The organism is Microbispora sp. NBRC 16548, assembly GCF_030268985.1.
Taxonomy (GTDB): domain Bacteria; phylum Actinomycetota; class Actinomycetes; order Streptosporangiales; family Streptosporangiaceae; genus Microbispora; species Microbispora catharanthi.
This window is the reverse complement of sequence record NZ_BSSF01000122.1, coordinates 1-255: the sequence shown is the minus strand read 5'-3', so window position 1 is coordinate 255 and position 255 is coordinate 1. Positions and strand designations below refer to the sequence as shown.

At 69.4% G+C, this 255-nt stretch carries 1 protein-coding gene; it reads left to right on the top strand.

The window, feature by feature from the left end; genetic code table 11:
* On the top strand, positions 1 to 255 hold a 255-nt coding region (locus QSK36_RS43315; RefSeq protein ID WP_285786465.1), incomplete at both ends, for a beta-xylosidase family glycoside hydrolase.

Below are 255 nucleotides of genomic sequence, written 5' to 3'. Positions count from 1 at the left end.
GCAACACCCTGACCCACCGCATCCTGGGCCCGTCCTCGACCGCGACGATCCAGCTCGACTACTCGGCCATGCGCGACGGTGACCGGGCCGGACTGGCGATGCTGCGCGACTCATCGGCCTGGATCGGGATCCGACGCGACAACGGCCAGACCCGCCTGGTCGCGACCAACAACCTGACCATGAACAGCAGCTGGCAGACCACGTCCACCGGCACCGAGGCCGCCTCCACACCCATCTCCGGCGGGCGGATCTGGC